Genomic DNA, 24,248 nt, shown 5'->3' with positions numbered 1-24,248 from the left:
TTCATGTCCAGACTGAACTACACATTTACTTCGGAATCCGTATCCGAAGGGCACCCGGATAAGGTCTGTGACCGTATTTCCGATGCAGTACTCGACGCATTTCTGAATGAAGAACCCGAAGCGCGCGTGGCGTGCGAAACCTTTGCTACGACCAACCGGGTCGTCATCGGTGGAGAAGTAGGTCTGTCTGATCAGGAAAAGCTGCATGACTACATGGGCCGTATCGAAGAAATCGCGCGCGCCTGTGTCAAAGACATCGGTTACGAGCAGGATAAATTCCACCACGAAACCGTTGAAGTAACAAACCTGTTGCACGAGCAGTCTGCGCATATTGCCCAGGGCGTTGATGCATCCAGCGATAAAGACGAAGGCGCTGGTGACCAGGGCATCATGTTCGGTTATGCGACGACCGAAACACCTGCACTGATGCCTGCACCGATCCAGTACTCGCACGCGATTCTGCGCCGTCTGGCCGAAGTGCGTAAGAACGGCACCGAGCCTGCGCTGGGCCCGGACGCGAAATCGCAGCTGTCGGTTATCTATCGTGACGGCAAGCCGGTCGGCGTAAGCTCGATCGTTCTGTCGACGCAGCATTTGGATGAATCCCTGACATCGGACGATATCCGCAAGATTGTTGAGCCCTACATCACTGAATCCCTGCCCGAAGGCTGGCTGAGCGACGAGACCGAGTGGCACGTGAACCCGACGGGAAAATTCGTAATTGGCGGCCCTGATGGTGATGCCGGTTTGACCGGTCGCAAGATCATTGTGGATACCTACGGTGGTGCCGCACCTCATGGTGGTGGCGCCTTCTCGGGTAAAGACCCGACCAAGGTTGACCGTTCGGCGGCTTACGCTGCGCGCTATCTGGCCAAGAACGTTGTGGCTGCCGGCATGGCCGAGCGCTGCACCATCCAGCTGAGCTATGCGATTGGTGTTTCCAAGCCGCTGTCGATCTACGCGGACGCACATGGCACAGGTCAGATCGCGAATGCTGAGATTGAAAAGGCAGTTAGCGAAGCCATGGACCTGACGCCGCGTGGCATTCGTGAGCATCTGCAGCTGAACAAGCCGATCTATCAGCGCACGGCAGCATATGGCCACTTTGGCCGCGAACCGGATGCAGATGGTGGCTTTAGCTGGGAGCGCACCGATCTGGTCGACACCCTGAAAAAAGCAGTCTGATCTGCAAACATTGCAAAGCGCGCCCTCCGGGGCGCGTTTTTCGTTGCGGGAGCGTCATGGTTCACCTGACCTCGCCTCTTGCAACGGTACCGGTCTCAAAGTAAGGCCACCGCCATGAGCACCGAGACCCCAAAACGCCCCCGCAGGAATTTCTATGGCCGCTTCAAGGGAAAAACCCTGAAGCCCAGCCAAAAGACCTATCTGTCCGAGGATCTGTCCGATCTTTCGCCGGGTGCAGTGGATTGGGAGACCAACCCCGAACGGACACCGATCGATCTGGATGCACGGTTCGGTGGCAAACCCGTCTGGCTGGAAATTGGCTTTGGTGGGGGCGAACATCTGGTGCATCAGGCGCAGCAGAACCCGGACATCGGAATCATTGGCGCTGAACCTTTCATCAACGGTGTGGCCATGCTGTTGGGCAAAATCCGCAAGGCGGGTGTCGAAAATCTGGCGGTGCATCCTGGGGATGCGCGTGATCTGTTCGATGTGTTGCCAGACGCCAGCATTTCACGCGCGTTTCTGCTGTATCCCGATCCATGGCCTAAAAAGCGGCACCACCGCCGCCGCTTTGTCACGCCTGAACACCTTGAGCCGCTGGCTCGGGTGCTGAAGCCCGGATCGATTTTTCGGGTTGCAACGGATATTCCCGACTACGTTCGCCAGACCCTCGAAGAGGTTCCGCGCGCAGGCTTTGAATGGCTGGCTGAACGACCGTCCGACTGGCGCGAGCCTTGGGATGACTGGATCTCGACACGGTATGAGCAAAAGGCTCTGCGCGAAGGGCGGACACCTCATTATCTGACCTTCCGCCGGACCGAGGGCTGATCCCTTTCAGATTTCTGTAATCCTGATCGCTATGCTAGGCTGGGAACGCCACGCGCGTTTCTTTCGCACAAGTATTTTTCAGGAATTGCCATGTCTGATATTCAGATCACAAATTGCCATACCCACTTATTCCACGGGCGGCATGTGCCCGAGGATTATCCTTATCCGGCGCTCAAGCCCTTCAAGAAAATGCCATGGCTTCTAAAGCTGCTGGCATTTGGGGCCCGCCTGATCGGACAACATCCCGTTGCGGAAAAGTTGGATCGGCTGTCGCGTTTCCAACAGGAGACTGCAGAAGACAGCCAACGCGACATTCTCGACAACATGCGGCGACACTATCCGGGCAACACCCGATTTGTCGTTCTGCCGATGGAGCTGTCTGCATTTGGGTACGGCGCACCAGAGGTTCCGCTTAATGCCCAGCATGACGAGTTGGCCAAGCTTGCTGGTGACCCTGAGGTCGGTGGGTCTGTTATTCCATTTGCTACCATTGACCCACGTGCTGACCCGCAGGCAAAGGAGGTGTGGCGCGCAATTGACGGTCTGAAATTTCGTGGCCTCAAGCTATACCCCCGGCTGGGGTTTGCCCCGGATGATCCGGTATTGATGCAATATGTCTATCCTCGTCTGGAGGAAATGAACCTGCCGGTCATGTCTCACTGCTCGCGCGGTGGAGTGCAGGGGCGTTATCTGTCCGATTACTGGGCAGACCGGTACACAGAGCCCGAGGCCTTTATCCCGGTAATGCGGGCTCATCCCAAGCTTAGGATTTGTCTTGCGCATTTCGGTGGGCAACGCGACTGGGAAGCCTATGCCAACCCGGATCGGGAAGAACCTCTGGACGATGCATTCAGCCAGAACTGGCAAGTGGAGATCCGGCGTATGATTGGCAGCGGAGATTATCCGGGCCTCTGGACTGACATCTCGTACACGCTGTTTCAGTTCGAGGACTATGCGCCTTTCCTGAGAATGTTTCTGACCGGAGATGATGAGGAAAGCGAGAGATTGCGCTCCCGGGTTCTGTTCGGGTCGGATTATTACATGACCCGTCAGGAAAAGCTGTCGGAGAAGGCAGTATGTATTCGTTTGCGGAATGCGCTGGGGGAAGAAGTGTTCCGGCAGATCGCCGAAGAGAATCCGGCAAAATGGCTGGGAGAGGCCTGACAAACCGCGTTGCGGTCAATGTGCATATCATTGCCGCTGGACCAAGCGGCCCCAATTCGCTAATCGGCCTAGGACTGATAGCGCAAAAGGAGCCCCCATGTCCGGACACGGCACGCCCATCCCGATGACCTCGCATCCCTGCGGCCCGCTGACCGGTACAGCTGAGGTGCCCGGAGACAAGTCGATATCGCACCGTTCGCTGATCCTTGGCGCCATGGCTGTGGGTGAGACGAAAATCTCGGGCCTGCTTGAGGGTGAGGATGTACTGGATACAGCCAAGGCGATGCGGGCTTTTGGGGCTGAAGTCACGGATCACGGCGGCGGAGAGTGGACCGTGCATGGTGTGGGTGTCGGCGGCTTTGCCGAGCCTGATCAGGTGATCGATTGCGGCAACTCGGGCACCGGTGTTCGACTAATCATGGGCGCGATGGCGACTTGTCCGATCAATGCAACCTTCACGGGCGACGCCAGCCTGAACAAACGTCCCATGGCGCGCGTCACCGATCCGTTGGCATTGTTCGGAACTCAGGCGGTTGGCCGTTCGGGTGGCCGTCTGCCGATGACCATTGTTGGTGCTGCTGACCCAACCCCGGTGCGGTATGAGGTTCCGGTGCCGTCGGCTCAGGTTAAATCGGCGGTGCTGCTGGCGGGTCTGAACGCTCCTGGCCAGACCGTAGTGATCGAGAAAGAGGCCACGCGCGACCATTCCGAGCGTATGCTGGCCGGTTTCGGTGCAGAGATCACTGTTGAAGACACGGATGAGGGGCGTGTGATCACCCTGACTGGTCGTCCCGAACTCAAGCCGCAAGTCATCGCGGTTCCGCGTGATCCGTCCAGCGCGGCGTTCCCGGTCTGCGCGGCGCTTATCACGCCGGGATCGGATGTTCTGGTGCCGGGGATCGGTCTGAACCCGACCCGCGCAGGCCTGTTCACAACCCTGCGTGAGATGGGCGCCGATCTGACCTATGAGAATGAGCGCGAAGAAGGTGGCGAGCCTGTCGCCGATCTGCGCGCGCGCTACTCGCCAGACATGAAGGGCATCAATGTTCCGGCGGAACGAGCGGCCTCGATGATTGATGAATACCCGGTTCTGTCGGTTATCGCGGCAAATGCCACCGGAACCACGATGATGGGCGGTGTCAAGGAACTGCGTGTCAAGGAAAGCGACCGGATCGATGCAATGGCGCGTGGTTTGCGCGCAAATGGCGTGACAGTCGAAGAGGGTGATGATTGGTGGTCTGTCGAAGGGCTGGGTATCGGCGGAGTGCCCGGTAACGGCACTTGCGAGAGCTTTCTCGATCACCGCATTGCCATGTCCTTCATGATTCTGGGGATGGGTGCAAAACAGGGCGTTACGGTTGATGATGCAGGCCCTATCGCCACATCTTTCCCGATATTTGAGCCTTTGATGGCAAGTCTTGGCGCTCAGCTGCGCCGGAACAATCGGTAAATCCGATGCCGACAGCCAGCTTCACAGTCGCGATCGACGGACCGGCAGCTGCCGGGAAGGGTACCATTTCCAAAGGGGTGGCGGCCCGGTTCGGGTTGGCACATCTGGATACCGGATTGTTGTACCGCGCCGTTGGGCGACGCACGCTGGATGGTGTTGACCCGGTTACCGCAGCGCAATCGCTAACTGCCGAGGAGCTGGAGCAGGGTGATCTGCGTACGGCCGATATCGCTCAGGCTGCATCGAAAGTTGCGGTTATTCCCGAGGTTCGGTCTGCGCTGGTCGACTTTCAGCGCGCCTTTGCCCGCAGGGCAGGCGGTGCTGTACTGGATGGTCGGGACATCGGGACCGTGATCTGCCCGCATGCCGAAGTAAAGCTGTTCGTAACGGCGAGCCCTGAGGTCCGGGCTGAGCGTCGCTATCTGGAGCTGAACGCCAAAGGCGCAGACGTGACGCGGGAACAGGTATTGGCCGATGTGCGGGAGCGTGATTCCCGCGATGCCGCGCGAAGCGCGGCCCCTATGAAAGCGGCAGATGACGCTGTTCTACTGGATACTTCAGATTTGAGCATTGATGACGCTTTGGCACAGGCAATTGCGGTTGTGCAAAAGAAGTTGCCCGTAGCGGATCAACGCCACGGGCAGAGAGCAGGCAAAATTTAAAGTTCGCCCACAGCGATGCTCTTGATCTTAGACCACTGATCATCTGCAGTTTTTGCCGTGGCGGTTACGTCCTCCAGGAAGCTGGCGCGGGTTGCAGCGTTCAGGAACAGATAGAGCTTGCCATCGGCAACAAGATACTGATCCGGATCCCCGTCGAACTTTTTGCCGACAGATACCCCAAACGAGCAAAAACCACCGTGCTGCGGAAGATAGGCTGCAGGGTTGGCCTCGAATGCCTCGCGGTTCTCGGATGAGGTGAAGTAATAGGATGCACCGTCATATGTGGCCGAGTGGTTGGCAAATCCTTCGACCGGATTGCCGTCCTGAACCAGCGCAACCAGATCGACACCATGTGCCGCCAGCGGTGCACCACCCGCCGAGATACCATTCGAGACGTTGATCTCATCTGCAGCAAAAGCGGGGGCGGCAATCAGGGGCAGGGTTGCGATAAGCGTGGTCAAAACAAGGGACTTCATTCTGTTTTCCTTTCAATTTGGGTTTGGGTCAGATGCGTTTCCGACCGGTATTGCGAAAGTAGGGGCAGATGGCTGAACGTGTTATCGCAGGTAGGACAGCAAACATTGCAGAACGTTCAGAGTTTGGGATTAGCCGAATATCCCGCTCACCAAGCTTTGTTTGGCCAGTGTGAAACCAGCCGCCTATTGTCGAGGTATAATTTGCAGGAGTGACCCAATGATCCGACTAGTCCTGATAATGATGTTTCTGGCCACAGGGCTTGCCGCACAAGAGGCTGAGCCACCGATGACTTATGAGCGGCTGGGTAAGATCATCTTTGCCCTTGATCCGGATGCGCAGCCGCAAGGTCCAGGGTTTGAGTTTACGGTGTCGGATGTGCCTGTGTTGGTCATTACCGATACAAATGCGGATCGAATGCGGGCCATGGTTGCGATCCGCAGCGCCGAAGAATTATCGAACCAGGACCTTCAGCGCATGATGCAGGCCAATTTCGATAGTACGCTCGATGCGCGTTATGCGATCGCAAACGGAACTCTGTGGGCTACGTATATTCATCCGTTGTCATCGCTGGAAAAGGACCAACTGATCTCAGGGTTGGCACAAACCGTAAATATCGCAAATACTTACGGCACCTTGTATTCTGGCGGCGCCGCGGAGTTTGGCGGGGGTGACAGCCATGATCTTCAGCGGGAGCTGATTGAAGACCTCTTGAAGAAAGGCGAGGAAATTTGAGGATCGTGTGGATTTCGCATCTGTTCTGATGGCGCGGAAACCGTTGCGTCACAGGCCCTAGCTGGATGCAGGAAAGCTGCTATAGTCTCTCATAAGCTAAAAGGGAAAGCTGCTCTACAAGCCCAAAAACAAAAAAGGGCAAGCGGCTACAAAATCCCTCAAGCCAACAGGGACAAAAAAATATGAATAATCGTTTGCGCAAGATCACCATCGTTGGTGGTGGCACAGCGGGATGGATGACCGCGCTAATCTTGGACATGGTGTTTTCTCGCACCTCAGCAGAAAAGGATCGTCCGCGTATCTGCCTGATCGAAAGCCCCAATATCTCTACAGTGGGTGTCGGCGAGGCTACGGTGCCGCGAATGCCGGTCACTATCCGTCAGGCGGGCATTTCAGAGCGAGACTTTTTCCGCGAGACCAACGCGTCTTTCAAGCTGGGTGTGAAATTTTGCAACTGGAACAAGGACCCCAAGGGTAATCGCATCGACTATGTGAACCCCTTTGCCCACGGCCAGATGGTCGAGGGATTGGAGGCCGCCGAGTATTTCCTGCGCTTTGGCAACGGGGACCGGGATTTTACACAATCAATCTCGCCGCACGATCATCTGGGCCGCATGTGCAAAGGCGCACGCCAGCTTGGCCAGCCTGAGTTTGAGCAGCGGTTTGGTTATGCCTATCATCTGGACGCTGTTAAATTTGCGGGCATGCTCACCAAGGTCTGCACCAAACGCGGTGTGGAGCATATTCAGGATGAAGTGCAGGCGGTTGAGCTGGATGAGCAGGGCAATGTCAGCCATCTGATGTTAGAGCGCAAAGGTCGTCACGACATCGAGATGGTCGTGGATTGCACCGGGTTCCGCGGGCTGATTATCAATCAGGCCCTTGGCGAGCCGTTCATGGACTACTCGGATTATCTGCCCAACGATCGCGCCATGGCGTTGCAGATCGAGCATCCTGATCCAGATAAGATCGAAAGCCTCACGCGTTCTACCGCGCTAGGCGCAGGCTGGACATGGCGGGTGCCGCTCTACAACCGTGTGGGCACAGGCTATGTGTTCTCATCCGCGCATCGAACTGATGATCAGGCGGCAGATGAATACCTTGAATGGCTGGGCGACAGTGGAAAGGGTGCGACGCCGCGCGTGATTCCGATGCGCGTCGGGCGTGTGCGCAATGCCTGGGTCAAGAACTGTGTGGCGGTCGGTCTGTCCGGTGGGTTTATCGAACCGCTGGAGAGCACCGCGATCCATATGATCGATCACGCGGTGCGCTGGTTTGCCGAGCACCTGCCAACCCGGGATATCGAGCCGTCGCTGCGGGACAGATATAACCGGCAGATGGACAAGCTGTATAATGAGGTTCTGGAGTTTATCTGCCTGCATTATCGATTGGGCAACCGCACCGATGACCAATACTGGATCGACGCGCGCACCGAGATGAAACTGCCAGACCGGTTGGCCGAGAACCTGGAACTGTGGCAACACCGTTTGCCCATGGACCACGATATCGAGTTTGCCACGCTCTTCGACAGCCGCGTTTATCAGACGGTTCTTCTGGGCAAACAGGTCTATGATACGGGCTATGGTCCCGGTATCCGGGACCGTCTGCGGCCGTTGAAGAAACCGATTTGGTATCAGGGCATGAAGACTGCGAAAGCGGACCTTGCTCAGATACTCAAAATGATGCCGGACCACAAAACGCTGCTGCGCGATATACGCGGAGAGCTAGAGCAGCCAGCCTTTGGTATGGCGGCCGCAATGCAGCCGACAGTGGCAATGCCGGGCGCAGCACCGGCACCTGTTGCGATCCAAAACATGCCCAACTTTGCAGAAATTCAAAGTGGCGAAAAGGATCTGCAATTGTTCTAGAGGTTCTTTGCGATCCACTTGTTTAGCGGCGGTGACAGGTGTTGCCTGCACCGCGCGCTGATCATGGGACCGCACAGAAGAGGCTGAAAGAGCTGAGCTAGAGCGCGGGGCCTTCGCGCAGCTTGTCCTGTTCGGACGGAGTTGGGGTGTGATTGAACACGAATGCAGTGCGGCAGGCTTCTTCGCCGCCCAGCTCCTCGATCTTCTTGCGCTGATCAGCAAAGGCGCGGGCGTTGACCTCTTCGGGGTCGCAGATTTCGCGTAAGCGCCGTTCACCTTCAATCAGTGCCGCCTGAACCTGTGGATCATTCACCCGATCCAGCGCGCGATTGACCTGTTCATGCGGATCAGATGCCAGATCGAACAACTGCGGCGGGTGGCCTACGTAATATACGTATTTCCAACTGCCCCATCGCACCATGAAGCTGCCGGTTTTTGATCCGCCATCATGATATTCGCTGAACCCGGTTCGCTCAGCTTTGTCCGGCGCGTTGGCCAATCCAACCAGAGAGGTGCCGGGTTGGTTGGCGTTTCCATCGTCATCTTCTACGCCGCAGACATCGCGGGCGGTGGCGGCTATGTCCGTCAGGTTGGTGCATGTCGTAACGCGTCGCCCCTCCGGGATGCCCGGGCCAGCCGCGATCATCGGAACACCGGCGCTGGCCTCGTACATGACCTGCTTGGTCCAGAAACCCTGATCGCCCATCATATCCCCATGATCTGACACATAGACCACAACGGTATTGTCTGCCTGACCACTATCGGACAGGGCTTTTAGGATACGCCCAACGCAATCATCCATCAGGGAGGTCAGGCCGTAATAGGCTGCCTTTGCCTCTCGCATCTTCTGCGCATCAAAGTAGTCGTCGTAGTTGAAGAACGATGCGATGTTGCGCAACTCCTCATGATTGGGCAGCCCTTCACCGTAGCCGACTGGCAGATCCATTTTGGCGGGATCATAGAGATCGTACCATTCCTTGGGGCAGGTCAGGGGATAGTGCGGACTGACCAGTGACACGAACGCGGCCCATGGCTGATCCTGACGCGCTGAGTCTGCGAGCCACGCCTCGGATGCCGCAGTGATATCCAGATCATAGTCGGTGTATGTGCTGGAGCCTACGCCCACGTCGCCCGCCAGTTCTGCCGCCGAATCGTATTCAGGTGGGTTTTCACGAAGCAGACCGACCGCCCAGCCGACACCGCCAACTACGTGCATCGGCAGGATTTCCTGCGAGAACCCGTTGTCGTCCTCGGCGGACCGGAAGTGCAGCTTTCCGATCGAAACTACCTCTCGTCCGGCGTCCCTCAGCTGGCGCATCCAGCTCCGCGGCTTTCCGGTATAGGGCGTTGCGCTGTCCCAGTTTCCTGTCTTGTGAACCCAGTCACCCGTCGCGAGTGCCGCCCGCGTGGGGACGCACATGGGCGAGGGCGTGTAGGCGGATTCGAACATCGTGCCCCGTGCGGCCAGTGCGTCCAGATTTGGTGTTTTGACAATCGGATGGCCGGCGCAGCCCATGGCGTCTTTACGGTGTTCGTCTGAAATGATCACAAGAAAGTTGGGTTGCTGGCTCATAAGGTCCTCCGCTTTTGGCAAAGATGCGTTTTGCAGCTGCCTTGTGCTTTTCGAAACGCGACATTCCTCACCGGAAACGGCCGGTTTGGACAGTCTGCCTGAACGCGATCGCGCAATCCTAGTTTCAGCGGGATGCGCGAATTTGGGCTCCCAAGGGGTGATCAGGCTGATCGGCAGGATCGCGCCAAAGGTGCCCCGGGCCTTGCATAACAGGGCTTTGCTCTTGCACCTGCCGGGGAATCCGCCTATACGCGCGCTGTCGATACAAGGGCGGTCAACGTCCGGATGACGTTTCTGAGCAGGGCCGGGTAACCTCGGCCCTTTGTGTTTGTTTGCTCAGGAGCGCACCGGGTCACGTCTGAAGACATCATGAAACAAGACCGGCGGAGACAACCGCTCGGCCAGCAAAAACGTACTGTAAAGGAAAATGACGCCACATGGCTAACGCATCCATGGAGGAATTCGAAGCCCTCCTGAATGAAAGCTTCGAAATGGACACACCCGAAGAGGGTTCTGTTGTCAAAGGTAAGGTTCTGGCGATCGAAGCCGGCCAAGCCATCATCGACGTAGGCTACAAAATGGAAGGCCGCGTTGATCTGAAAGAATTCGCTAATCCCGGCGAAGCCCCAGAAATCGCTGTTGGTGACGAGGTCGAAGTTTACCTGCGTGCCGCAGAAAACGCCCGTGGCGAAGCCGTCATCTCGCGCGAGATGGCCCGCCGTGAAGAGGCATGGGACCGTCTGGAAAAAGCATACGCCGACGACCAGCGCGTCGAAGGTGCAATCTTTGGCCGCGTCAAAGGTGGTTTCACTGTCGATCTGGGTGGCGCAGTTGCGTTCCTGCCCGGTTCGCAGGTTGATGTTCGCCCCGTGCGCGACGCTGGCCCGCTGATGGGTCTGAAGCAGCCGTTCCAGATTCTGAAAATGGACCGCCGCCGTGGCAACATCGTTGTCTCGCGTCGCGCAATCCTGGAAGAATCGCGTGCCGAACAGCGTGCCGAAGTTATCGGCAACCTGTCCGAAGGTCAGACCGTCGAGGGTGTTGTCAAGAACATCACCGAGTACGGTGCATTCGTTGACCTGGGCGGCGTTGACGGCCTGCTGCACGTCACCGACATGGCATGGCGCCGTGTGAACCACCCGTCCGAGATCCTGACGATCGGCGAAACCATCAAGGTTCAGGTCATCAAGATCAACAAAGAGACCCACCGCATCAGCCTGGGCATGAAGCAGCTGCAGGAAGATCCATGGGATCTGGTTGCTGCGAAATACCCGCTGGGCTCGGTCCATCAGGGTCGCGTCACCAACATCACCGACTACGGCGCGTTCGTCGAGCTGGAAGCCGGTGTCGAAGGTCTGGTGCACGTGTCCGAGATGTCCTGGACCAAGAAAAACGTTCACCCCGGCAAGATCGTTTCGACCAGCCAGGAAGTCGACGTCATGGTTCTGGAAATCGACGGCGCCAAGCGTCGCGTGTCTCTGGGCCTGAAGCAGACTCAGCGCAACCCATGGGAAGTGTTTGCAGAAACGCACCCCGAGGGCACCGAGGTCGAAGGCGAAGTCAAGAACATCACCGAATTCGGTCTGTTCATTGGCCTCGAAGGCGACATCGACGGCATGGTTCACCTGTCGGACCTGTCCTGGGACGAGCGTGGCGAGGATGCGATCCAGAACTACCGCAAAGGCGACATGGTTTCGGCCGTCGTTTCGGAAGTTGACGTTGAGAAAGAGCGTATCTCGCTGTCGATCAAAGCCCTGGGCGGTGACAAGTTCGCCGAAGCCGTGGGCGGCGTGAAGCGTGGCTCGGTCATCACCGTTGAAGTCACCGCGATTGAAGACGGCGGCATCGAGGTCGAGTACGAAGGCATGAAGTCGTTCATCCGTCGTTCGGACCTGTCGCGTGACCGTGCCGAACAGCGCCCCGAGCGTTTCTCGGTCGGTGACAAGGTCGACGTCCGCGTCACCAACGTTGACAGCAAGACCCGTCGTCTGGGCCTGTCGATCAAGGCACGCGAGATCGCCGAAGAGAAAGAGGCCGTGGAACAGTACGGTTCCTCCGACTCGGGCGCGTCGCTGGGCGATATCCTGGGTGCAGCGCTGAAATCCGGCGACTAATCCGGGGCACATCCCAAAGTGAATTTACGGCCTCGCACCATGGTGCGGGGCCGTTTTTGTTGCGAATCAATGTGTTCCAAATTCCAGCGTTGAATTTGAATATGTACACGCATTAAGTGTCCAAACCGGGGTTCAACCCCAAAAATTATCGAAGTTTCCTAAAAAAGGGGACCCGGACACACAGAGTTTACGTTCCCCCCCACGGCGTTTTTTCCTATACTGACCAGACCAGTAGACGACGTAACACGGTGACCTGGGAGGGTAGCACGCATGATCCGTTCAGAACTGATTCAGAAAATCGCCGACGAGAACCCGCATCTTTATCAGCGCGATGTCGAGCGGATCGTGAATACCGTTTTCGAGGAAGTAACTGATGCAATGGCGCGCGGTGATCGGGTTGAACTGCGCGGCTTTGGCGCATTCTCAGTGAAGAAGCGGGACGCCCGGGTGGGCCGCAACCCAAGAACCGGCGAAACTGTGCAGGTCGAGGAAAAATGTGTGCCGTTTTTCAAAACAGGTAAGTTGCTACGGGACCGTTTGAACGGTAAAGCGTGATCTCATGATGCGCTACATTCGCTATGCTTTTCTTGCGATCCTCGGGATCGTTCTGGTTTCAGTTTCACTGGCCAATCGCCAGATAGTTGAACTGAAACTGATGCCCGACGCTTTGTCCGAGCTATTAGGCTTTAACCCATCCACCTCTCTGCCGCTGTTTTTAGTGGTCCTGGGGGGCGTGGTTGCCGGATTGGTGATCGGATTTCTTTGGGAATGGCTGCGCGAACATAAGCATCGTCGCGACGCCACCGCCAAAACCAGCGAAGTGCGCAAGCTTGAGCGTGAGGTCAAGAAGCTTAAGAAAAAGCAGAATCAGGGACAGGATGATGTTCTCGCCCTGTTGGACGAGGCAAGCTGAGGCCCTCTGATGTCGGACAATGTGAGCGTAAAGATCTGCGGATTGACCGCACCGGAACACGTGCGCGCTGCAGCTGATGCTGGTGCACGTTATGTTGGGTTTGTGTTCTTTCCCAAGTCTCCCCGACATCTGGAGATCTCCAAAGCGGCAGAGCTTGCACATCTGGTTCCGGCCGGTGTTGCAAAAGTCGCGCTCACCGTAAACGCGACAGATGAGGACTTGGACCAGATTTTGGCGACCGTTCCGCTGGACATGCTGCAACTGCATGGCAAGGAAAGCCCTGATCGCGTTTCCGAAGTCCGGGACCGATTTGGTCTGCCGGTGATGAAAGCTGTAGGTGTAGCCGAGGCAGAGGATCTGGCTGCCATAGACCTTTATTCCGAGGTCGCGGATCAACTGTTGATCGACGCCAAACCACCGAGGCATTCAGAGTTGCCGGGTGGCAATGGGCTGGCTTTTGACTGGCGTTTGCTGGCCGGACGAAAGTACTGGAGCCGACCCTGGATGCTTGCAGGTGGTCTGACGTCCGATAACGTGGCCGAAGCGATCCGCATGACCGGGGCACGACAGGTTGATGTTTCTTCAGGTGTTGAAAGCGCACCGGGGATCAAGGATCCGATCCGTATCAGAGACTTCATCGACGCGGCAAAGTGATCTGACCAATACCATGCTGCGTATCACTGGTCGGGGAGGATTAGTGATGCTGGCTGCGATTGGTGGAGTTTCCTTAAAACACTGGTACAACGCGCCCGAGTTCTTTTGGCGCGCGGGGCGTGCGTTGCAACAGGCAAGGGGCGATGCGCTTTGCCTTCATGCCTCGGTCTTCCCCCATAACGGGCTCTATTTTTCTTACAGTGTCTGGCAGGATATCGAGGCCATGCTGACCTTTTCACAGTCTGGTCCACATCGCCGTGTGCTGCAGGTGACAACGCGTCTGGCCAGCACTTACAGGTTTTGTCATTTCTCCTGTATCGCCGTGCCGTCCCAGGAGCAGGCCTTGCGTATCTGGAGTGAACGGGGTCTAGCCGCGAAATGATGCGTTTTGCCATGGCAAATCCTGCCGCCACCTCCTATGAACAACGGGCACGACGATGGAGACACCCATGGCCAATGATCTTTTCAACTCCTTCATGTCCGGTCCTGATGAGCAGGGCCGTTTTGGCATCTTCGGCGGACGGTTCGTCAGCGAAACGCTGATGCCACTAATCCTGTCGCTGGAAGAAGAATACGAGAAAGCTAAGGATGATCCGACATTCTGGGCAGAAATGGATGATCTCTGGGCGAATTACGTCGGTCGCCCGTCGCCGCTGTATTACGCTGAACGCCTGACCGAGCATCTGGGCGGCGCCAAAGTCTATATGAAGCGGGATGAGCTGAACCACACTGGTGCTCACAAGATCAACAACGTACTGGGCCAGATCATTCTGGCGCGCCGTATGGGGAAGACCCGGATTATCGCTGAGACCGGTGCGGGCCAGCACGGCGTGGCAACAGCCACCGTCTGTGCCAAGTTTGGTCTGAAATGCGTGGTCTATATGGGTGCACATGACGTTCAACGTCAGGCCCCGAACGTGTTCCGTATGCGTCTGCTAGGGGCCGAGGTCGTGCCGGTGACATCTGGTCGAGGTACGCTGAAAGATGCGATGAATGACGCGTTGCGCGACTGGGTAACCAATGTTCGTGACACGTTTTATTGCATCGGCACCGTGGCTGGCCCGCATCCCTATCCCGCGATGGTTCGCGATTTTCAGTCGATCATCGGTAAGGAGGCCAAGCAACAGATGCAGAAGGCCGAAGGCCGTCTACCCGACACCATCATTGCCGCGATCGGCGGTGGTTCGAACGCGATGGGCCTGTTCTTCCCGTTCCTCGACGATAAAGAGGTCAACATCATCGGCGTCGAGGCAGGTGGTCGCGGTGTGAACGAAAAGATGGAGCATTGTGCGTCGCTGACAGGTGGCCGCCCCGGCGTTCTGCATGGCAATCGCACCTATTTGCTGCAGGATGATGATGGTCAGATTCTCGAGGGCTATTCGATTTCAGCTGGCCTGGACTATCCGGGTATCGGCCCGGAGCATTCGTGGCTGCATGAAGTGGGTCGTGCGCAGTATGTCTCGATCACCGACAAAGAGGCGCTTGAGGCGTTCCAGCTGTGCTGCGCGACCGAAGGTATTATTCCGGCGCTCGAACCCAGCCACGCTTTGGCTCATGTGATGAAGATTGCACCTGATCTGCCTAAAGATCACATCATCTGCATGAACATGTGTGGCCGGGGTGACAAAGACATCTTCACCGTAGCCAAGCATCTGGGCTTTGACATGTCCGATACCGAAGGTCGCGACGCGGACTGAGTTTGCGCGAAGACTGTTCGCCCTAACTGAATTGTGTCAGGTTGCGCTTATGCGCAACCTGACCTCACCAATCAGTAAAAAGCAGCTCGATCAGAAATACGACGCTGCCGCCCCTGGCTGGGCGGACAAGATGCGTTTGCTTGGCTACTTTGATGCCTATCTGGGGTTTCTTTCAGCGGATCCATCCATGGAAATGGGTTGTAATGCGCTGGATGTCGGATGCGGAACCGGAGCGTTTGCCGAAGCGCGCGCAGTCGTGCAGTCCAAGGGACGCATCACACTGCTGGAGCCGTCGGTGAAGATGCTGCAGCAAGCCAAACATGCATTGTCCGCCCGTGGTATTGACGCCGACACATCGCATTCCAGACTAGAGGATTTTCAGGCAAGCAGGCCTTTTGACTGTGTTATGGCGGCACATGTTCTGGAGCATTGCACTGACCCCGTGGCTGCACTGCGACGGATGCGAAATCTGGCAGAGCCGGGCGCCACACTGTGGCTGGTGGTCAGCAAACCTCATTGGTGCAATGCCATCATCTGGTTTCAGTGGCGGCATCGGTCTTACCGTCCAGAAGCGGTGGCGGAAATGTTGGAGAAGGCGGGATGGCAGCTGACGGCTGAACACTGTTTTCCAACCGGTCCTCCATCACGTACATCGCGTGGGTATAGGGCTCAAGCGGTCTGACCCCAGACGGTGTCTGTGGCGCGTTTCGGAAGGCTGCAGATCGCATGGCTGCTTGCCAGTTCATTGGCAATAGGGGCAGCGATGAAGTGATGCTGCCCGCTATAACTCATGCGGTTGGTTGCTAACCCTCTTGCAGGACGGTTTCAAACCCTTCGAACTGCGGCGGCCCCATCAACGCAGACTGGGTGTTGCTTTTCCCTGCATTCCTGTGGGCATCGCGAAATTGCTCAGACTTGGTCCAGGCTTCGAAATCCTCGCGCCGATCCCAGATCACATGGCTTGAATACAGGCGATATCCATCCCCTTCCGGCCCTTTCAGCAGTCGAAATTCCCGGAAGCCGGGCAGTTCGTTCAGCCGGCTCTGACGTGATTTCCAGACTGTTTCGAAATCTGTTTCACTACCCAGCCGGACTTTGAACCGGTTCATGGCGATAAAGCTCATGGCTTACCTCATTCGTTTGTGGTGCAGCGCTGGCTTAACGGTGGTCTGGCTCGCCTTTTGATAGGGGTGGAGTAATACGTCGTGATCAACCCGTCTGCACGGCATGTTGCCGCAGAATATTCAGGGGTACGATCTCCAGAGCCCTCTGGTGGGTCGCCTCCAGATGGACTTTTGGGGCGCATCCTTCGTCATGGGCCTGGAGGAATCGACCGGCGCACAGGCACCAGCTGTCACCGGGTTTGAGGCCAGAAAAGTCGAACTCGGGCCGAGGGGTACTCAGATCATTACCGACATACTTGGAATAGGCCAGAAACTCGGCTGTCATGACCGCGCAGACCGTGTGGCTGCCCTGATCCTCGGGGCAGGTATTACAGGCGCCATCACGAAAGAACCCTGTCAGGGGATCGCGTGAACAGGGGGCAAGTACGCCCCCCAGCACATTGATGCTGTCTTGCTTTTGCATGCGAGCACCTTACAGGCTTTGAGCGATCTTGCGGAACATTTCGATATTTTGCTCGTTGACGCCTTGTTCACGGAACTTTCGATCCGCACCAGTCGACACTATCAGGACGCCGCGCGGCTGATCGAAGTAGATATATTGGCCATAGACACCACGCGCCAGAAACTCACCTTCATGCGCGCCAAGCGGGATCCACCATTGGTAACCATATCCGATTTTTCCCTGAGCAGTCGGTGCACTGGGCTGGGTGGATTCCGCGATCCAATCAGCAGGCACCAGTTGCTGGCCATCATGCACCCCATTTTGCAGGATCATCTGGCCGAAACGCGCGAAATCACGGGTGGTGAAGTTCAGCCCCCCCAGGACAAAGGCAACGCCGGCCCCGTCAGTGATGTAATATCCATCGCGTTCCAGCCCCAAAGGTTGCACGATTTTCTCTGTCATCAACTCGGATACGCTGCGGCCTGTGGCCCCGCGGATCACCATGCCGATCACATGGGTGTCGATTGAGACGTATTGCCAGGTCTCTCCGGGTGTCGTGAAACTCTCCTCCAGCGAAGCTGCGAAATCATCCAGCTCTCCACCAAGGGCGACGACACGGCCCATCCGGTTGATGTCTGAGTTGTAGTCCAGATAGTCTTCATCGAAGGTCACACCGCTGGCCATGTTCAGGACATTTCGGATCGTTGCGTCCTGATAGGCACTGCCTTCCAACTTGGGCGCATACTTGGTTACCGGGTCATCCAGCGAAGCAATGGCGCCTTCTTCCATCAGAATGCCAAACAATGCCGACAGATAGCTTTTGGCGACCGACCACGAAATCCTTCGGTCATCAGCCCCGGTCCCAAGGTAATACTCTTCGAACCGGATCTGACCGTCCTGCATCACCAGCAACGAGGTAACCGCGCGATCTTCGATCCATTGATCCGTCCCCTCGGGCAGGTCGAATCCGCTTCCGTAAGAGAGTTCCGAGGTCGCTCCATCCCCGCGGGGCAGGTCGATTGTCAGAAAAGCCTCGTTCATGTGCGAAAAGTTGTGAACGATCTTGTCCTCGGAGAACAAAGAGTTCACGGCCATCAGCCGCTGAATCTCTTCACGTTTCCAGATCCCTACAACAACTGCCGCCAGTACAAAGACCAATACAATACGCAGCAGCCACTTAAAAAATGTTCGCATCTGTCGCCTCCCTATATGGGCGACATTGGAGCGTGACGTGACCCGTTCCGCAATTGATACGTTACGGAAACCTGCGGTCAGATTATTTAAACTTGTCCAACAGCTTTTGCATTGCCGAGCGATTATCAGGTTCTGGTTCCGGCTCTGCCACGGCTTTTACCGCTGGCTGAGGTTTGGCTGGTGACTTTGAAGAACGTGCGGGGGCTGTTCGCAAGGCAACCGCGTTCATGAATTTACCGCCTTCACCATCGGCCAGCTGACCCGCGCCATCCGAAACGCCGCGCAAGACATCGTCCAGCCAGTCCGCCTCGGATTTGGCAAAATCGCTCAGGACATAGGGTGAGACCATTTCCTTGCGCCCCGGATGTCCGATACCCAAACGCACTCGATCATAAGCGGCACCGATGTGATCATGGATCGAGCGCAGCCCATTGTGGCCCGCATGGCCACCACCGGCTTTAACGCGCACCTTGCCCGGTGCCAGATCGAGCTCGTCGTGAAAAACAGTCACATCGGTCGAGTCGAGTTTGTAGAACCTCATCGCTTCGCCCACGGACTGGCCCGAGCGGTTCATGAAGGTTTGCGGCTTGATAAGCAGCACTTTCTCAGTGCCCAACCGACCCTCGGAAATTTCGGCCTGAAACTTGGATTTCCACGGGCCGAACCCATGATCGTCGGCTATCCTGTCCAGCGCCATGAAGCCGATATTGTGCCGGTTCCGGGCATACTTCTGACCCGGATTTCCCAGTCCGACAAACAGTTTCATGGCTCTGCTCCGCGCTTCCTTGTTCGCTTTGCCCTCTCATGCCCCGAATTGGATCGGAAATCCAGCCGGGGCAGGGAACAAAGGACGGGTCTCAGCCTTCGGGCGTGTACCAGATTGGCGAAGTATAGGCGCGTTCGGTCGTCGTCATCGGCACGTTGGAATCCATCTGGACGTTGAACCGTTTGGCCTCGTACGCTGTCCAGCGCGGTGTCGGTATTTCGATGACGCGGACGTAGTAGAACGCCCGTTGCGACGGATCGAAGTCGGGATCCTGCCAATACGTGATCAGCTCTGGTGCACCTATTGTGTTGGTCCAAGTGGCGTTTTCCACGTCAACGGTGTTGCCGACCGAGGGCAGCTTGCCGTCTGCTCCGGGTGCGCGATCACCGCCCCACGCCACGTCATAGACCTTTTCGCCCCGCGTCCCGTCGGCGTTCAACCAACCTTTGACGACCTGAACGCGGTCAAGGTTTCCGCTGTAGGGGTCTTTCAGCGCTGCAATCAGGAAGTTTGGCGCACCGTCACTTGGGTTGTTTGGCAGGTCCGATCCCATCGGAACACCCTTGGCATAGCCGATATCGGCCGGCAGTCGGGAAAGCGCATCCTCTTCCGCAAAGTCCCAACCTCCGAAGAACCGTACAAGGATACGAGAGCCAGTAGTGCCGTAGACTTCGCGCCGCTCCAGCGCATCAAAGATAGCTTCACGCGTGTTTTCGGCGGCCCAAACCGCCGCGTAGCCGCCTGAGGCCTGTTTCCATCCATAAATCGAGAACTCGGGGTCCGGCGCTTCGATCACCAGATGCTCCCACCGGTTTGGTTCAGGTTCAACGCCGGAATGCTTGCCAAAGAAGTTTTCTTCTTCCACAGCAGCCATACCCGTATGTGCATCGGTCGAGCCAATCTGACCGACCTTGTAGGGATTGATGCCCAGCTGCTCTTCCAGCATCAGCCCGGTTTTGTAGGCCTCGCGCGAGTATTCGTACTGCAGCATGTCCTGAGTTTTGGCCTCGGTACCGTTCAAGTTCGACGCATCCCAGGTGTCGAAATCAGCAAACTCGTCGTCTGGGCTCAGGAATGGATGCGCCTCACTGTCACCTTTGATCTGGGTCGTTTCGATGACCGGTTCGAACCGGGCACGCAAACGCGCGTTTTCTTCTGTCAGCGGGGTGCCGTCGAAATTCGACACAGAAAACAGACGTCCATTGGAAAGGTTGCCGTTATGCGGAATCGCCAAAACGTCGCCACCGGTTCGATCTTCGTAGTCAGCCAGATGTGCCCAGAGTTTTTCAGGGTTTTTGCTGTCGAATTGCGAGAACGGCAGCACCTGATTGGCCATGGCTGCGCCATCCCTGAAGATCACGTTGCGATGGATGTTGTCTCCACCTTCAGACGTCCATTCGTACCCGATCAGCGCTGTAAATACGCCCGGCTCGTTATAATGATCTGCGAGCGCCGTATAGTTTTGCCAGGCATCCTTGATCGCTCTGGGGTTATCTATCGGCGGTTCATCACCTGACAGTGAGGCGACAATTTCCATTGCGGTCGCAAAGACCAGATCGGAATCGTTGCTGGTCAGCGCATCGTACCAGGCTTTGCCCTGTGGCGTGGACAGGACATTCTGATCGCCTCCAAGCAACTGAGGCATCAGCCCATACATCTCTGCATGGTCCGAGATAACAAGCCAATCCAGTGGCCGAGACAGTTTCGCCTGAAGCCCGTGCGTCGTGGTGACCTCATGACCACGCGCAAAGCGGAAGGCATCTTCCTGGCTCAGCCGGGTCATCGTTCCAGCGTCTACAGATACCTCAGTGTGGAGATGGGTATCACCCCACAGAGGCTGCGTCGGGAAATTTCGGCCCGCATAGGGCGAGAAATGATCCGAAGTGAACCGTTCGGCGACATCGTCCTTACTGGGCAAAGTGTCCTGTACCTGCGCATACGCAGCGCAGCTGCAAGCAATTCCGCCAATCGTTGAAATCAAGGTTGCTGAAAATCTGTAACGCTTGGACATCATTGCAGGCTCCGTTGAACTGATCGCTGGCAAGTGACCCTGAACTGCGGTCACTGGCGACGAGCCTAGCATAGTTTGCGTTCAAATTCTAAAATTCGCATTTTGCAAAACGAAAACGGGGCTCCGATGGAACCCCGTTTCAAAATCAGAACAGTCGAAACTGAACTTATTCTTCAGCTTCCTGACCGACGACTTCAACTTCGTCTGCGGCCACTTCTGCTTCATCACCTTCTTCGTCGTCGCTGGTCGACAGACCGGTCGGTGCCGAAACGTTCGCGATCACGAAGTCACGGTCGATGGTCGGCTTGGTGCCTGCGGGCAGGTCAACCGACGAAATGGTGACAACGTCGTTGATGTTCATTCCGGTCACGTCGACAACGATCTTCTCAGGAATGTCACCTGCGGTGCACATCAGTTCGACTTCCGGGCGGACAACGGTCAGAACGCCGCCCTTTTTGATGCCGGGAGCTGCATCTTCGTTGATGAACTCAACGGGGATGAACAGCGCGATCTTGGTGGTCCGACGCAGGCGCATCAGGTCCAGGTGGGTCGGCAGGTCTTTGACAACGTCACGCTGAACGTCGCGGCAGATGACGCGAACGTCTTCGTGGCCTTCGACTTTCAGGTTCCACAGGGTCGACTTGAACCGGCCTGCTTTCAGGCGCTTGAACAGGACGTTGAACGGGATCTGGATCGGCAGTGGCTCTTTGTCACCACCAAAAACAATGCCCGGAACCATGCCGTCGCGGCGTGCCTGACGAGCGGCGCCCTTGCCTGTCCCCGTCCGTTCCAGAGCTACGAGATCAGGAATCTCTCCAGCCATGATAATTCTCCAATGTTAGGGCGGGCATCCTCCAAGGCTGTATGCCCGCGTGAAGGCTGCCGTTTAAACCGGATTGACGAGGTTGAAAAGGCCTAAAATGCTATGGTTTTGGCTGGACGAGCGCAATTGGCTGTGTCAGCGGTAGCGTATGCGAATTAAGGACGATCTGTACGCGTCACGACGGGCGCTGGCCGGTTTTGTCGTGATTGGGCTGGGCTGGGCAAGTTTCTCAGCCCAAATGCCTGTGATCAAGGCGCAGGTGGACGTAAGCGATGGGTTCTGGGGAACCCTGGTTCTAATGGGGTCGACAGGGGCCTTGATGGCGATGTGGCTGGCCCCTCTGGTCTATCGGGTATTGGGGGCATGGGCGATGATCGCCGGTGCCTTCGTGATGGCAAGTGGCTTTGTGCTGGTCGGAATGGCACATGGGCCGTTCGTTCTGGGCCTGGCGCTGTTCCTTGCCGCAGGTGGGTCAGGTGTGGCGGACGTGTTGGCCAATGCCGAGGTCAGCGAAGCTGAGGCTGAGACAGGTCGGAGCCTGATGAACCTGAACCACGGATGCTTTTCGTTGTTCTACGCCTTCGCCGCTGTTTGCGTAGGTGCAGCGCGAGGCGCTGGATTAGGGCCGGTGATGATATTCACTGGGACCGCGCTGGCGATCGCGATCCTCGCGATCTGGATGAAACTGCCAGATCGTCAAGAGCATGATGATGACCCTGCCGAAGCGAAAGGTATGCCCTACGGGCTTGTCTGGGTCGGTGGCTTGGTCGTGCTGTCCGCATTTCTGGGTGAGGCCGCTTCGGAAGGTTGGTCGGCCCTGCATGTGGAGCGCACATTGGGCGGTGGTCCTGCCGAGGGTGCGATGGGCCCGGCGCTTCTGGCCGCAGGGATGGCCGTCGGTCGGCTTGGTGGACACGTGATCGGGGCAGGCTGGCCGCCAATACGAACGATGATAATCGCCTCGTGTATTGCTGGGTCTGGTTTGGCGCTGTCGGGGATCGCGCCAGATATTCCAGTCGCCTATGCGGGTTTCTTGCTGGGCGGGCTGGGAGTTTCTGTTGTAGGCCCCCTGGCCCTGGGCCTTGTCGGTCAGGCAGTGCCGGGGCATTTGCGATTGGCTGCGATTTCGCAAGCCGCAGCTCTGGGCTATGCGGCGTTTTTCCTAGGGCCAGTCTTGATGGGCTACGTGGCAGAAGGTTTCGGACTACGCGTTTCGTTTTATGTGATCGCTGCGGTGATGTTTATGGTCGCTGCAGTGCTTGTCCCATTGTGGGCGCGACTGTTGGCAGGGCAGCGCGCAGGTCGGCACATCCGTTCCTGAAACTGACGCGTGCCGACCAAGAGTGGGCTACATTATTCCTGCCAGCGACCTTCAAAACCTTCGGGGACAAGCAGATTGTGACGTCCCAGATCGCAGACATTCCGCTCTCCGCAGAGCGCCATGGTGGTGTCGAGCTCTTTCTGGATAACCTCCAGCGCTGTGGTCACGCCCTTTTGCCCCATAGCGCCAAGCCCATAAACAAAGGCGCGCCCGATATAGGTGCCCTTGGCCCCCAAAGCGAGAGCCTTGAGGACGTCCTGTCCAGAACGTATGCCGCTGTCGAGATGTACTTCAACGTCACCGCCCACGGCGTCCATGATCTGGGGCAGCATGCGGATCGAACTCAGCGCGCCGTCCAACTGCCGGCCGCCATGGTTGGAGACGACAATCGCATCTGCGCCAAGTTTGGCCGCCATTTTGGCATCTTCGGCATCCAGAATACCTTTGAGGATGACCTTGCCACCCCATTGCTCCATCAGCTTTTCGATCTTGTTCCAATCGAGGCTTGGATCAAACTGTTCAGCAGTCCAGGCGCCCAATGAAGATGCGTCTGAAATGCCTTCGACATGACCGACGATATTGCCGAATTCACGTCGCTTGGCCCCCAGCATCTCGATGCCCCATGCCCATTTGGTCATCAGGTTGGCAATGGTCTTCGCAGTCAGCTTTGGCGGCGCGGACAATCCGTTTTTCAGGTCTTTGTGGCGTTGGCCAAGAATCTGCAGATCCAGCGTAATCACCAGCGCAGAGCATTTGGCATCCTTGGCGCGCTGGATCAGGCGGCTGACATAATCCTCGTCTTTCATTGTGTAGAGCTGGAACCAGAACGGTGCGCTGGTGTGTTCCGCCACATCTTCGATCGAGTTGATCGACATGGTGGACAAGGTGAAGGGGGCGCCGAACTCCTCAGCTGCTTTTGCGGCTTTCATTTCCCCATCAGCGTGCTGCATGCCGGTCAGGCCCACAGGTGCCAGGGCCACGGGCATCGATACATCCTGGCCAATCATTTGCGAGGCTGTTGACCGGCCTGCCATATCAACGGCGACCCGTTGGCGCAGGCGGATATCTTCGAAATCCGAGCTGTTTTCACGAAATGTCTGTTCAGTCCAGCTGCCGCTTTCAGCATAGTCGTAGAACATGCGAGGCACACGGCGTTCGTAGATACGCTTCAGGTCTTCGATGTTGGTGATAACGGGCATAAAATCAGACCTCGGGGAGTTTTGGTTAGGTTTTCTTACCAATTCAGGGGC

25 protein-coding genes are annotated in these 24,248 nt (G+C 57.0%); 15 read left to right on the top strand and 10 right to left on the bottom strand.

The window, feature by feature from the left end:
* Window positions 1–3 precede the first annotated feature (3 nt).
* From metK to cmk, 5 genes are all read left to right on the top strand, one after another.
* Window positions 4–1,185, top strand: a complete 1,182-nt coding sequence (gene metK / locus GOX61_RS12525; RefSeq protein ID WP_170334144.1) for a methionine adenosyltransferase — start codon at window positions 4–6, stop codon at window positions 1,183–1,185.
* A gap of 114 nt (window positions 1,186–1,299) precedes the next feature.
* Window positions 1,300–2,013, top strand: coding sequence for a tRNA (guanosine(46)-N7)-methyltransferase TrmB (gene trmB, locus GOX61_RS12520; protein ID WP_170334142.1), 714 nt, complete (start codon window positions 1,300–1,302; stop codon window positions 2,011–2,013).
* A 90-nt stretch (window positions 2,014–2,103) separates the two neighbouring features.
* A complete protein-coding gene (locus tag GOX61_RS12515) occupies window positions 2,104–3,177 on the top strand; it encodes an amidohydrolase family protein (protein WP_170334140.1) in 1,074 nt (357 codons plus the stop codon).
* A 97-nt stretch (window positions 3,178–3,274) separates the two neighbouring features.
* A complete protein-coding gene (gene aroA, locus GOX61_RS12510) occupies window positions 3,275–4,627 on the top strand; it encodes a 3-phosphoshikimate 1-carboxyvinyltransferase (RefSeq protein ID WP_170334138.1) in 1,353 nt (450 codons plus the stop codon).
* A 5-nt stretch (window positions 4,628–4,632) separates the two neighbouring features.
* Window positions 4,633–5,289: a (d)CMP kinase gene (gene cmk, locus GOX61_RS12505; protein WP_170334135.1), complete on the top strand. Its 657-nt coding sequence runs from the start codon at window positions 4,633–4,635 to the stop codon at window positions 5,287–5,289.
* Here cmk and GOX61_RS12500 read toward each other — a convergent pair.
* Window positions 5,286–5,765 carry a YHS domain-containing (seleno)protein gene (locus tag GOX61_RS12500; protein WP_170334134.1) on the bottom strand — a complete coding sequence of 160 codons (480 nt, stop codon included), beginning with the start codon at window positions 5,763–5,765 and terminating at the stop codon, window positions 5,286–5,288. The two genes, cmk and GOX61_RS12500, sit on opposite strands and share 4 nt — an antisense overlap.
* 217 nt (window positions 5,766–5,982) lie before the next feature.
* Here GOX61_RS12500 and GOX61_RS12495 point away from each other — a divergent pair, with 217 nt between their 5' ends.
* Together GOX61_RS12495 and GOX61_RS12490 are read left to right on the top strand one after the other, a co-directional pair.
* Window positions 5,983–6,498 carry a hypothetical protein gene (locus GOX61_RS12495; protein ID WP_170334131.1) on the top strand — a complete coding sequence of 172 codons (516 nt, stop codon included), beginning with the start codon at window positions 5,983–5,985 and terminating at the stop codon, window positions 6,496–6,498.
* Between the two features lie 182 nt (window positions 6,499–6,680).
* Window positions 6,681–8,366, top strand: coding sequence for a tryptophan halogenase family protein (locus GOX61_RS12490; protein WP_155148951.1), 1,686 nt, complete (start codon window positions 6,681–6,683; stop codon window positions 8,364–8,366).
* Window positions 8,367–8,463: 97 nt separating this feature from the next.
* On the opposite strand, the gene GOX61_RS12485 is transcribed toward GOX61_RS12490, so the two are convergent.
* Window positions 8,464–9,939 (bottom strand): sulfatase-like hydrolase/transferase, encoded by a 1,476-nt coding sequence (locus tag GOX61_RS12485; RefSeq protein WP_170334130.1) that lies wholly within the window; start codon window positions 9,937–9,939, stop codon window positions 8,464–8,466.
* A 437-nt stretch (window positions 9,940–10,376) separates the two neighbouring features.
* On the opposite strand from GOX61_RS12485, the gene rpsA reads away from it, so the two are divergent.
* The 7 genes from rpsA (at window position 10,377) to GOX61_RS12450 (ending at window position 15,999) form a co-directional block, all read left to right on the top strand.
* Entirely contained in the window at window positions 10,377–12,053 is a 1,677-nt protein-coding gene (gene rpsA, locus GOX61_RS12480; RefSeq protein WP_039532111.1) for a 30S ribosomal protein S1, read from the top strand.
* Window positions 12,054–12,323: 270 nt separating this feature from the next.
* Window positions 12,324–12,608 (top strand): integration host factor subunit beta, encoded by a 285-nt coding sequence (gene ihfB, locus GOX61_RS12475; protein ID WP_050603110.1) that lies wholly within the window; start codon window positions 12,324–12,326, stop codon window positions 12,606–12,608.
* Window positions 12,609–12,615: 7 nt separating this feature from the next.
* Entirely contained in the window at window positions 12,616–12,966 is a 351-nt protein-coding gene (locus GOX61_RS12470; protein ID WP_170334128.1) for a lipopolysaccharide assembly protein LapA domain-containing protein, read from the top strand.
* Between the two features lie 9 nt (window positions 12,967–12,975).
* The gene (locus tag GOX61_RS12465; protein ID WP_155148957.1) at window positions 12,976–13,620 is read left to right on the top strand and encodes a phosphoribosylanthranilate isomerase; all 645 of its coding nucleotides are present in this window, start codon (window positions 12,976–12,978) and stop codon (window positions 13,618–13,620) included.
* Between the two features lie 46 nt (window positions 13,621–13,666).
* Window positions 13,667–14,002, top strand: coding sequence for a hypothetical protein (locus GOX61_RS12460; protein ID WP_155148959.1), 336 nt, complete (start codon window positions 13,667–13,669; stop codon window positions 14,000–14,002).
* A gap of 67 nt (window positions 14,003–14,069) precedes the next feature.
* Window positions 14,070–15,317, top strand: a complete 1,248-nt coding sequence (gene trpB / locus GOX61_RS12455) for a tryptophan synthase subunit beta (protein ID WP_155148961.1) — start codon at window positions 14,070–14,072, stop codon at window positions 15,315–15,317.
* A 49-nt stretch (window positions 15,318–15,366) separates the two neighbouring features.
* Entirely contained in the window at window positions 15,367–15,999 is a 633-nt protein-coding gene (locus tag GOX61_RS12450) for a class I SAM-dependent methyltransferase (RefSeq protein ID WP_254436852.1), read from the top strand.
* On the opposite strand, the gene GOX61_RS22545 is transcribed toward GOX61_RS12450, so the two are convergent.
* The 7 genes from GOX61_RS22545 to GOX61_RS12420 form a co-directional block, all read right to left on the bottom strand.
* Window positions 15,987–16,109, bottom strand: a complete 123-nt coding sequence (locus GOX61_RS22545; RefSeq protein ID WP_302478289.1) for a hypothetical protein — start codon at window positions 16,107–16,109, stop codon at window positions 15,987–15,989. The genes GOX61_RS12450 and GOX61_RS22545 overlap by 13 nt on opposite strands.
* Before the next feature lie 11 nt (window positions 16,110–16,120).
* Window positions 16,121–16,441 (bottom strand): antibiotic biosynthesis monooxygenase family protein, encoded by a 321-nt coding sequence (locus GOX61_RS12445; protein ID WP_170334126.1) that lies wholly within the window; start codon window positions 16,439–16,441, stop codon window positions 16,121–16,123.
* An 85-nt stretch (window positions 16,442–16,526) separates the two neighbouring features.
* A complete protein-coding gene (locus GOX61_RS12440) occupies window positions 16,527–16,904 on the bottom strand; it encodes a DUF2237 family protein (RefSeq protein ID WP_170334124.1) in 378 nt (125 codons plus the stop codon).
* A 9-nt stretch (window positions 16,905–16,913) separates the two neighbouring features.
* Entirely contained in the window at window positions 16,914–18,077 is a 1,164-nt protein-coding gene (locus tag GOX61_RS12435; RefSeq protein WP_170334123.1) for a serine hydrolase domain-containing protein, read from the bottom strand.
* An 82-nt stretch (window positions 18,078–18,159) separates the two neighbouring features.
* Window positions 18,160–18,843: an aminoacyl-tRNA hydrolase gene (gene pth, locus GOX61_RS12430; RefSeq protein WP_170334121.1), complete on the bottom strand. Its 684-nt coding sequence runs from the start codon at window positions 18,841–18,843 to the stop codon at window positions 18,160–18,162.
* Between the two features lie 91 nt (window positions 18,844–18,934).
* Window positions 18,935–20,854, bottom strand: a complete 1,920-nt coding sequence (locus GOX61_RS12425; protein ID WP_170334119.1) for a DUF3604 domain-containing protein — start codon at window positions 20,852–20,854, stop codon at window positions 18,935–18,937.
* A 166-nt stretch (window positions 20,855–21,020) separates the two neighbouring features.
* Window positions 21,021–21,677, bottom strand: a complete 657-nt coding sequence (locus GOX61_RS12420; RefSeq protein WP_155148972.1) for a 50S ribosomal protein L25/general stress protein Ctc — start codon at window positions 21,675–21,677, stop codon at window positions 21,021–21,023.
* Window positions 21,678–21,825: 148 nt separating this feature from the next.
* Here GOX61_RS12420 and GOX61_RS12415 point away from each other — a divergent pair, with 148 nt between their 5' ends.
* Window positions 21,826–22,998 carry an MFS transporter gene (locus tag GOX61_RS12415; protein WP_170334118.1) on the top strand — a complete coding sequence of 391 codons (1,173 nt, stop codon included), beginning with the start codon at window positions 21,826–21,828 and terminating at the stop codon, window positions 22,996–22,998.
* Between the two features lie 32 nt (window positions 22,999–23,030).
* On the opposite strand, the gene GOX61_RS12410 is transcribed toward GOX61_RS12415, so the two are convergent.
* The gene (locus GOX61_RS12410; protein ID WP_170334117.1) at window positions 23,031–24,197 is read right to left on the bottom strand and encodes an alpha-hydroxy acid oxidase; all 1,167 of its coding nucleotides are present in this window, start codon (window positions 24,195–24,197) and stop codon (window positions 23,031–23,033) included.
* Window positions 24,198–24,248 lie beyond the last annotated feature (51 nt).

The sequence above is a fragment of the Ruegeria arenilitoris genome, from assembly GCF_013030265.1.
Taxonomy (GTDB): Bacteria; Pseudomonadota; Alphaproteobacteria; order Rhodobacterales; family Rhodobacteraceae; genus Ruegeria; species Ruegeria arenilitoris_E.
The sequence above is the reverse complement of the archived record's forward strand: the minus strand, read 5'-3'. Positions and strand labels throughout refer to the sequence as shown.